This is a genomic window from Rhodococcus sp. NPDC003322, assembly GCF_053589555.1.
Map to the genome: position 1 here is coordinate 675,442 of NZ_JBSFSC010000004.1, position 9,675 is coordinate 685,116.

Consider the following 9,675-nt stretch of genomic DNA (forward strand, 5'->3'; position numbering starts at 1 on the left):
GATGACCGAGCACGATGCCGGAGGCGTCCAGGCACACGGCACCAACGAAGGTGCCCTGTGGGGCGGCCGGTTCGAGTCCGGACCGGCCGCCGCCATGGCGGCGCTGAGCAAGTCCACCCACTTCGACTGGGTGCTCGCGCCCTACGACGTGCGTGCCTCCAAGGCGCACGCCAAGGTGCTGCACGCCGCGGGACTGCTCGGTGACGCCGACCTGGCGACCATGCTGGACGGTCTCGACCGGCTCGGGGCCGACGTCGCGAGCGGTGCCTTCGTGCCCGCCGACTCCGACGAGGACGTCCACGGTGCCCTCGAGCGCGGCCTGATCGAGCGGGTCGGACCCGAGGTCGGTGGCCGGCTGCGCGCCGGCCGCTCGCGCAACGACCAGGTGGCCACGTTGTTCCGGATGTGGCTGCGCGACGCGGTCCGCCGGGTCGCTGCCGGTGTGCTCGACGTGGTCGACGCCCTCGCCACCCAGGCGGCGGCGCATCCGGCAGCGGTGATGCCAGGCAAGACGCATCTGCAGGCCGCGCAGCCCGTCCTGCTCGCGCACCACCTGCTCGCACACGCCCACCCGCTGCTGCGGGACGTGCAGCGGCTGGTGGACTTCGACAAGCGGGCCGCGGTGTCGCCGTACGGGTCCGGCGCGCTGGCCGGGTCCTCGCTCGGCCTGAACCCGGACGCCATCGCGGCGGAGCTGGAGTTCGACTCCGCGGCGGACAACTCGATCGACGCCACGTCCTCGCGGGACTTCGCGGCCGAGGCGGCGTTCGTGTTCGCGATGATCGCGGTCGACCTGTCCCGGATGGCCGAAGAGGTCATCATCTGGAGCACACCGGAATTCGGCTACATCACGCTCGCCGATGCCTGGTCGACCGGGTCGTCGATCATGCCGCAGAAGAAGAACCCGGACGTCTCGGAACTCACCCGCGGCAAGGCCGGGCGCCTGATCGGCAACCTCACGGGCCTGCTCGCCACGCTCAAGGCGCAGCCACTGGCGTACAACCGGGACCTGCAAGAGGACAAGGAGCCGGTCTTCGACTCCGTCGCCCAGCTGGAACTGTTGCTGCCCGCGATCACCGGGCTGGTCTCGACGCTCGAGTTCCACACCGACCGGATGGCCGAGCTGGCCCCGGCCGGGTTTACCCTCGCCACCGACATCGCGGAATGGATGGTGCGTCAGGGTGTTCCGTTCCGGGTCGCACACGAGGCGGCCGGTGCGTGTGTGAGGGCGGCCGAGTCCCGCGGAGTGGGTCTCGAGGATCTCACCGACGCCGAGCTCGCCGCGGTGGATCCGGCCCTGACACCGGCGGTACGCGAGGTGCTCACCGTGCAGGGGTCGATCGCCTCCCGTAACGCCCGCGGTGGCACCGCCGGTGTACAGGTGGCGCACCAGCTGGATCGGGTCCGGGAGTCCGCGGGGCAATTGAAGGCCCTGATCGGAAACTGACGGATTCTCACTGCCGCGCGCGAATACACTGTGCCGGAACACCGGCGGAAGGTTGGGGGCGCGGCAGTGAGTTGGTCCGAGATTCTGAACGGTTCCGTTCGCCGCGTGGTCGCGACCGCGCAGAACGGTCTCGAGGTCGTCCGGCTGGGCGGCCTCGAGACCGAGGCCCGGCCGTCGGAGTTCACCGTCGTCGACCGCGCGCCGATGTACCGGCTCCGTCGCTACTTCGCCGACGAGGTCACCGAAGCCGATTCACCCCGTCCGCCGATTCTGCTCATCCCGCCGATGATGATGTCGGCCGACGTGTACGACGTCACCCAGGACCAGGGCGCGGTCGGCATCCTGCACTCGATGGGTCTGGATCCGTGGGTGGTCGACTTCGGTTCCCCGGACACCGAGGAGGGCGGCTGGAACCGCACCCTCGCCGACCACATCGTCGCGATCAGCGAGATCGTCGACCGTGTGCACAAGGAAACCGGGCAGGACGTGCACCTGTCCGGGTACTCCCAGGGCGGCATGTTCGCCTACCAGGCCGCCGCGTACCGGCGGTGCCGCCACGTCGCGTCCCTCGTCACCTTCGGTTCACCGGTCGACACCCTGGCGGCCCTGCCGTTCGGGATCCCCGGCGACATCGCCGCGCCGGCGGCCGACTTCCTCGCCGACCACGTCTTCACCCGTCTCTCGATCGCGGGTTGGATGGCGCGCACCGGGTTCCAGCTCCTCGACCCGGTCAAGACGGCCAAGTCACGGATCGACTTCCTGCGGCAGCTGCACGACCGCGAGGCGCTCCTCCCGCGTGAACAGCAGCGCCGCTTCCTCGCCACGGATGGTTGGGTGGCGTGGTCCGGTCCGGCGGTGGCGGAGCTGCTCAAACAGTTCGTCGTGCACAACCGGATGGTGTCCGGTGGCTTCGTGATCGGTGACCGACCGGTCTCCCTGGCCGAGGTGACCTGCCCGATCCTGGCATTCGTCGGCGAGGTGGACGACATCGGCCAGCCGACCGCGGTCCGGGGTATCCGGAAAGCGGCGCCGAAGGCTGAGGTATTCGAATCCACCATGCGGGCAGGTCATTTCGGCCTCGTCGTGGGATCGTTGGCGGCCGACCACACCTGGCCGACGACCGGTGCCTGGGTGCGGTGGCGGACCGGGACGGACCTGCAGCCGGCCGGTATCGTGCCGATGGCCGCGGAGGACCTCCCGATCGACGAGACCGGTGTGTCCGTCGCGGACCGGCTGCTGCACACCGGTACCTCGATCGCCGAGGTGGGGGTCGGTGCCGTGCGCGGGGCCCTGGAGGCGGCGGTTCACGCGGTGCGCGGCAGCCGGGAACTGACCGCCGAGGCGGCCCGCGCGCTGCCGCGGCTGGTCCGGCTCGGGCAGGTGCAGCCGCACACCACGATCTCGCTCGGCAAACTGCTCGCCGAGGCAGGGGCGAAGAACCCGCGCGGCGAGTGCTTCCTGTTCGACGACCGCGCGTACACCAACGGTGCGGTCAACACCCGGATCGACAATGTCGTCAAGGGGTTGATCGCGGCCGGGGTGCGACCGTCCACACGGGTCGGGGTGCTGATGGAGACCCGGCCCAGTGCACTCGTGGCGATCGCTGCGCTGTCGAGGATCGGCGCGATCAGCGTGCTGCTGCCCCCGACCGAGGACCTCGCCGACGCGATGCGGCTCGGCAAGGTCGCCACGATCGTCACCGATCCCGACCATCTGCGTGCCGCGGAACGGCTGGGGCCACCGGTGCTCGTCCTCGGTGGTGGCGAATCCCGCGTCCTCGATCTGGAAGCAGACTCGGAGACGGTCGATCTCGAACAGATCGAGCCGGACCTCATCGCGATGCCGGCGTGGTACCGGCCCAATCCCGGCCGCGCAAACGAACTGGCGTTCGTGCTGTTCGGGCGGTTCGGCGGCGAGGTCGAGGCCAAGTACATCACCAACCATCGCTGGGCCCTGTCCGCTTTCGGAACCGCGACCGCCGCGAATCTCGGCAACGGTGACACGGTCTATTCCGTTGCGCCGCTGTATCATTCGTCGGTCCTGCTCGCGACGCTCGGCGGGGCGATCGCCGGTGGGGCGCGTATCGCACTGTCCCGGGGTCTCGACCCCGAGCGGTTCGCGACCGAGGTGCACCGCTACGGGGTCACCGTCGTGGCGTACACGTGGACGATGATGCGCGAACTGGTGGACGGCCCCGACTTCGCGTTGGACGCCTCGCACCCGATCCGGCTGTTCATCGGTGCGGGAATGCCCCGTGGACTGTGGCTGCGGACGATGGACCGGTTTGCGCCCGCGCGCGTGCTCGAGTTCTACGCCTCCACCGAGGCCGCCGTCGTGCTCGCCAATGTGTCCGGCGCCAAGCCAGGGTCGAAGGGACGTCCGTTGCCCGGGAGCACCGCGGTCCGCATCGCCGCGTACGACCCCGTCACGCGCCGGTTCGTCGAGGACGATCACGGACTGGTGCGCGAATGCGAGGTCGGGGAGGTGGGACTCCTGCTGGGGCAGGCCACGTCCGCCGAGGCGATCGGCGGCGCGATGCGCGGAGTGTTCGCGGCCGGCGACGCATGGGTGCCCACCGAGCACCTGTTCCGCACCGACGGTGACGGTGACTTCTGGCTCATGGACGACCGGAACACCGTCGTCTGCGCGCGGCGAGGCCCGGTGTACGGGGAACCGATCGGATACGCGCTCGGCGTCCTGGACCAGGTGGACCTCGTCGTCACCTACGGTGTGCGGGCCGGCGACGAGGAGTTGGCGGTCACCGCACTGACGTTGCGCCCTGGGGCGTCCCTGACGGCGGCCCATCTGGCCGACGCGTTCGCCGGCCTCGACGAGGGGCAGTGCCCAGACCTCGTGCACGTGGTCCCCGAGATCCCGATCAGCAACTCGTATCGACCCCGGCGCGGCGAGCTGAGGGCGGCGGGCCTGCCGAAGCCGGGAGTGCGGGCCTGGTTCTGGGACGCCGAGCACACCCGTTACCGCCGACTGACGAAGGCAGTGGTCACCGACCTTCAGGAGCGCGGTGGTCGGGCACCGACCGGCTAGCGGGTAGCCTGGCCGGTGATCCCGTCAACCCGATGCGAGAGGACCTTTCGTGGCGCTCGATCCCACCCTGCTGAGCATCATCGCCTGCCCGCAGGACAAGGGCCCGCTCCTGCTGGTCGACGACGCACTGCTCTACAACCCGCGGCTCCGTCGCGCCTACCCGATAGAGGACGGCATCCCGGTGCTGCTCGTCGACGAGGCACGCGACGTCACCGAGGACGAGCACCAGGACTACATCACGCGCGGAACGGGATCCACCGACTGATCGGGCGCATTCGACCCGGCGAGATCGCCGGTGAGATACCGCTGCAACGTCGGCGCGACCAGCATCACCACCCGCTCGGGTTCCATCGTGGCCAGCGGATCGAGTTGGAGCAGATAGCGCGTGACGATCAGTCCCGCCATCTGTGACGCAACCAGACCGGCCCGCAGGGACGCGCTCCCCGCAGGATCGTCCACCCGGTGACCGATCTCGTCGAGCACCACCTCCGTCAGGAAACTGCGCACCAGCCCGACCGACTCACCGGAGATCGCCGACCGGAGCGCCGCGAGCAGACCCTCGCGCTGCGGGGACTCCCAGACGCCGAGCACCGCGCGCAGGAACCGCTCACCCAGTTCGTCACGAGGCGCGTCGAGCAGTCCGGCAAGCACGACCTTCGGATCGATCGGCACCGCGATCGCCGCGAGAAACAGCGCGCGTTTGGTACCGAAGTAGTGGTGCACGAGCGCCGAGTCGACGCCTGCCGCGGTCGCGATCGAGCGGACCGATGTCTTGTCGAACCCCGTCTCGGAGAATCGGCGGCGGGCCGCCGCGAGGATGTCCTCACGGGTGTCGGGGCTGCCCGGCCGGCGCCCCATCCGGACGCTCGGCCGGGTCACGACGCGCTCCGCCGCGGTGTCACGGCGCGCTCCGCCGCGGTGTCACGGCGCGCTCCGCCGCGGTGTCACGGCGTCCGCCGACGCAGTGTGGCCGCCGCCAGGCACAGCGCGACGACCGCGAACCCGACCACGACGGCGATGTCGCGCCACATCGTCGCCGTGGCGCCGGGATGCTTGGCAACCTGCTGCAGTGCCTCGACGGCGTAGCTCAGTGGCATCACGTTCGACGCCCACTGCAGCCATTCGGGGAGCTGGTCGCGGGGCACGAGCAGACCGCAGAGGAACAGCTGCGGGATCACGATCACCGGCATGAACTGCACCGCCTGGAACTCGGTGCGCGCGAACGCGCTGCACAGCAGGCCCAGCGCGACACCGAGTACGGCGTCGACCACCGCGATCAGCACGACCCAGCCGACACTTCCCTCCGTGGTCAGGTCGAGAAAGCCGAAGGTGACCAGACAGGCGACGAGGGCCTGCGCCGCCGCGGCGAGGGAGAACGCGGTGCCGTAGCCGCCGAGCAGGTCCAGCTTGGACATCGGGGTCGTCAGCAGGCGTTCGAGGGTGCCGGAACTGCGTTCGCGCTGCATCGCGATCGACGTGATCAGGAACATCACCACGAACGGCAGGATCCCGAGCATGGTGATGGCGATCCGGTCGAACAGCGGCACCTGGCCGGGGGGTGTGGGCACGTTGACGTACAGGTAGTACAGCAGCGTCATCAGCAGCGCCGGCACCAGCAGGATCATCGCGACGGTGCGGTGGTCGCGGCGCAGTTGCCGCAGGATACGGGCGGTGCCGGCCCCGTAGATGCGAGGGGTCATGAGTGGGGTGTTCACGACTGCTCCTGAACTTCTCGTTCGCGGATCAGGGTCAGGAAGGCATGTTCGAGGTTGGTCTCACGGGTCTGTTCGAGCAGGGCCCCCGGGCTGAGCTGTGCGAGCAGGTGTCCGTCGCGGAGCAACAGCAGGTCATGGCAGTGCTCGGCCTCCTCCATCACGTGGCTTGAGATCAGCAGTGTGGTTCCGCTCGCGGCCAGGCCTGCGAATCGTTCCCACAGGTCGGCACGGAGCACCGGATCCAGCCCGACGGTCGGTTCGTCGAGGATCAGCAACTCCGGTTCGCCGACCAGCGCGCAACCGAGGGAGACCCGTCCGAGTTGACCGCCGGACAATTCCCCGGCGGGAACATCGGCCTGCGCGGCCAGATCGACCATCGCCATCACGTCGGTCGCCGCGCGTGCGGGACGGCCGTACAGCGCCGCGAAGTAGGCGATGTTCTGCCGCACCGACAGGTCGGGATAGACGGTGGGGGACTGGGTGACGTAACCGACGCGGTGGCGCAGTTGCGGCGAACCCGCCGACTCGCCGAGGACGGTGACCGTGCCGGACTCGACGATCTGGGTGCCGACGATGGCGCGCATCAACGTCGTCTTACCGCAGCCGGACGGTCCGAGAAGGCCGGTGATGCTGCCGGTCGGGATCCGCAGATCGAGGCCGTGCAGGACCTCGACGTCACCGCGGCGGACGACGAGGTTGTCGATGGCAACGGCGAAAGATGATCCGGGCATCTCGTGCTCCAATTCATCGAGCGATGAAATCATCGTCTGATGACTTTTATAGACCCCTCCGGTCCCCAGGTCAACGGGGCTGCGGCGCTCCGATCCGGCCTCTCCGGGGCACAATCGCGGGCATGATGGTGCTCTCCCGGTCGCCCGAGCTGAGCGAGGACGCGCTCACCGTCGCCGACCCGGTCACCGCGGCTCGACTGGTGTTGGGATCGACACTGTCGTGCGGTGCGGTGCGCCTGCGGATCGTCGAGGTCGAGGCGTACGGGGGAGACCCGCTCGGGCCGTGGCCGGACCCGGCCGCCCACTCCTATCCGGGACCCACCGAACGCAACGCAGTGATGTACGGCCCGGCGGGCCGGCTCTACGTCTATCTCAGCCACGGACTGCATTTCTGCCTCAACGTCAGCTGCGCCGGGGAAGGGACCGCGGGTGCGGTGCTGCTGCGGGCAGCGGAGATTCTCGCGGGGGAGGACGTGGTGCGCCGCCGTCGCGGTCCCGACCGCGGCCAACGCGAATTGGCGCGCGGTCCGGGCAATCTCGGTCAGGCGCTCGGAACAACCTTGGGCGACAACGGGTCCGCGCTCTTCGACGGCGGATCCCCGATTCGACTCGACGCCGGCCCCGCGACGCCGATCGCATTTGGGCCGCGGGTGGGAATCAGCCGCGCCGCCGACCGTCCGTGGCGTCTGTGGGATCCCACATCGAACGCCGTCTCCGCCTACCGGCGTAGCCCGCGTGCGCCCGCGCCGCCGAGTGCGGGATGATCGAAGCCGTGACTGAGAACGCCCTGACCGAGAACATCGCCTCGACCGAGAACATTGTTGACGAACTGACCTGGCGTGGACTCATCCAGCAGTCCACGGACATCGACGCGCTGCGTCGTGAGGCCGAGGCCGGTCCGGTCACCCTCTATTGCGGCTTCGACCCGACCGGTCCGAGCCTGCACGCAGGACACCTCGTCCCGCTCCTGACGCTCAAGCGGTTCCAGCAGGCCGGGCACAAGCCGATCGTTCTCGCCGGCGGGGCCACCGGGCTCATCGGCGACCCCCGCGATGTCGGCGAGCGGGTGATGAACTCCGCCGACACGGTCGCGGACTGGGCTCAGCGGATCCGCGCCCAGCTCGAACGGTTCGTCTCGTTCGACGGCGACAACGCCGCCGTCGTCGAGAACAACATGAACTGGACCGGCAAGCTGAGCGCGATCGACTTCCTGCGCGACATCGGCAAGCACTTCTCCGTCAACGTCATGCTCGCTCGCGAGACGGTCAAGCGGCGCCTCGAATCGGACGGCATCTCCTACACCGAGTTCAGCTACATGCTGCTGCAGGCCAACGACTACCTGCAGCTGCGGCGCGACCACGGGTGCACGCTCCAGGTCGGTGGCTCCGACCAGTGGGGCAACATCATCGCCGGTGTCGAGCTGAACCGGCGCGTGGACGGTGAGTCGGTGCACGCGATGACCGTGCCGCTGGTCACCTCGTCGGACGGCAAGAAGTTCGGCAAGTCCACCGGGGGCGGCAGCCTGTGGCTCGACCCGGAGATGACCAGCCCCTACGCCTGGTACCAGTACTTCGTGAACACCGGTGACGCCGACGTCATCCGCTACCTGCGCTGGTTCACCTTCCTCGGTCAGGACGAGCTCGCGGAGCTCGAGGTCGAGGTCGCCGAGCGGCCGCAGGCGCGTGTCGCCCAGCGCCGGCTCGCCGCCGAAATGACCACCCTGGTGCACGGGGCCGAGAACACCGCGGCCGTCGAGCTCGCCAGCCAGGCACTGTTCGGGAAGGCCGAACTGCGCGATCTCGACGAGTCGACCCTCGCCGCCGCGTTGACCGAGGCGTCGGTGGCGCAGGTGCGCCCCGGTGAACCGACCGCGATCGTCGATCTGCTGGTCGCCAGCGGGCTGTGCGAGAGCAAGGGCGCGGCGAAGCGTGCGGTCAAGGAGGGCGGCGCGTACGTGAACAACGCCAAGGTCGGCGCGGAGGACTGGACGCCCGAGTCCGGCGACCTGCTGCACGGTCAGTGGCTCGTCATCCGTCGCGGGAAGCGCAACTTCGCCGGCATCCAGCTGTTGCCGGCCTGAGACGGTCCCGGTCGGAGGGCGTCGTCGCCTCGCACATGCGAGGGGCGGCGCCCTCCGCATGTGCGAGGTCCTCGTGGCGGGGACCCTCGAGGAGCCGCGGCGCTGCGTGTGCGGCGTCACATCGTTGTAATTTGTCGCCTGGGGCGGCTCCTGCGGGCGGTGACCTGGGGTTTCACCCGCCCTGGTGTGCCGTGACCAGCGGATTTGCGATGCCGTTCACGGCCACGTAACTTTTGTCGAGTCAGAGCGACACGGACACCGACCCGGCCCGCGAGGGACTGGGACACGAGGTTGGACGAAGGCGCCTGGCAAGCCTGCTGGATCTTGCTTCACCGGTTTGCGCCGGTGGGGGAAATCGGTTAGGCTGGAACAGTTGCCCCGGAGCGGCCGAGAGATAATCTCGGGAGTGATGGTGTGTGCGTGTTCTTTGAGAACTCAACAGTGTGCCGATGAATGTCAGTGCCAAATTATTTGGTACTCCACTCCATCATTTGTATGGGGTGGGTATTTGCTGATCATTCCATTCTTCCGTCTGGGATGGTCAGTGTTTAGCTAGTTTGAGTTTTTTTGCTAGTGATTTGACTCGATGTCTATGACTGATTGCCGGTTCGCCGGCCAATCCAGAGTCTTCAACGGAGAGTTTGATCCTGGCTCAGG

8 protein-coding genes are annotated in these 9,675 nt (G+C 68.8%); 5 read left to right on the forward strand and 3 right to left on the reverse strand.

Annotation, left to right across the window (positions count from 1 at the left end):
- Window position 1: 1 nt before the first annotated feature.
- The 3 genes from argH (at window position 2) to ACWDUM_RS19480 (ending at window position 4,757) form a co-directional block, all read left to right on the forward strand.
- The gene (argH, locus tag ACWDUM_RS19470; protein ID WP_450116393.1) at window positions 2-1,447 is read left to right on the forward strand and encodes an argininosuccinate lyase; all 1,446 of its coding nucleotides are present in this window, start codon (window positions 2-4) and stop codon (window positions 1,445-1,447) included.
- 66 nt (window positions 1,448-1,513) lie between these two features.
- Window positions 1,514-4,492 (forward strand): AMP-binding protein, encoded by a 2,979-nt coding sequence (locus ACWDUM_RS19475; protein ID WP_450135183.1) that lies wholly within the window; start codon window positions 1,514-1,516, stop codon window positions 4,490-4,492.
- Between the two features lie 49 nt (window positions 4,493-4,541).
- Window positions 4,542-4,757, forward strand: coding sequence for a Trm112 family protein (locus ACWDUM_RS19480; RefSeq protein ID WP_450116391.1), 216 nt, complete (start codon window positions 4,542-4,544; stop codon window positions 4,755-4,757).
- Here the strand turns inward: ACWDUM_RS19480 and ACWDUM_RS19485 are convergent.
- From ACWDUM_RS19485 to ACWDUM_RS19495, 3 genes are all read right to left on the reverse strand, one after another.
- Window positions 4,724-5,350, reverse strand: a complete 627-nt coding sequence (locus ACWDUM_RS19485; protein ID WP_450135223.1) for a TetR/AcrR family transcriptional regulator — start codon at window positions 5,348-5,350, stop codon at window positions 4,724-4,726. The genes ACWDUM_RS19480 and ACWDUM_RS19485 overlap by 34 nt on opposite strands.
- Window positions 5,351-5,436: 86 nt before the next feature.
- On the reverse strand, window positions 5,437-6,192 hold the full coding sequence (locus ACWDUM_RS19490) for an ABC transporter permease (protein ID WP_450116426.1): 756 nt from the start codon (window positions 6,190-6,192) through the stop codon (window positions 5,437-5,439).
- Window positions 6,193-6,203: 11 nt separating this feature from the next.
- The gene (locus ACWDUM_RS19495) at window positions 6,204-6,938 is read right to left on the reverse strand and encodes an ABC transporter ATP-binding protein (RefSeq protein WP_450116390.1); all 735 of its coding nucleotides are present in this window, start codon (window positions 6,936-6,938) and stop codon (window positions 6,204-6,206) included.
- A gap of 122 nt (window positions 6,939-7,060) precedes the next feature.
- Between ACWDUM_RS19495 and ACWDUM_RS19500 the strand changes: the two genes are divergently transcribed.
- Window positions 7,061-7,702, forward strand: coding sequence for a DNA-3-methyladenine glycosylase (locus tag ACWDUM_RS19500; RefSeq protein ID WP_450135184.1), 642 nt, complete (start codon window positions 7,061-7,063; stop codon window positions 7,700-7,702).
- A complete protein-coding gene (tyrS, locus tag ACWDUM_RS19505; protein ID WP_450116388.1) occupies window positions 7,699-9,018 on the forward strand; it encodes a tyrosine--tRNA ligase in 1,320 nt (439 codons plus the stop codon). Before ACWDUM_RS19500 ends, tyrS begins: the two co-directional genes overlap by 4 nt.
- Window positions 9,019-9,675: the final 657 nt, after the last annotated feature.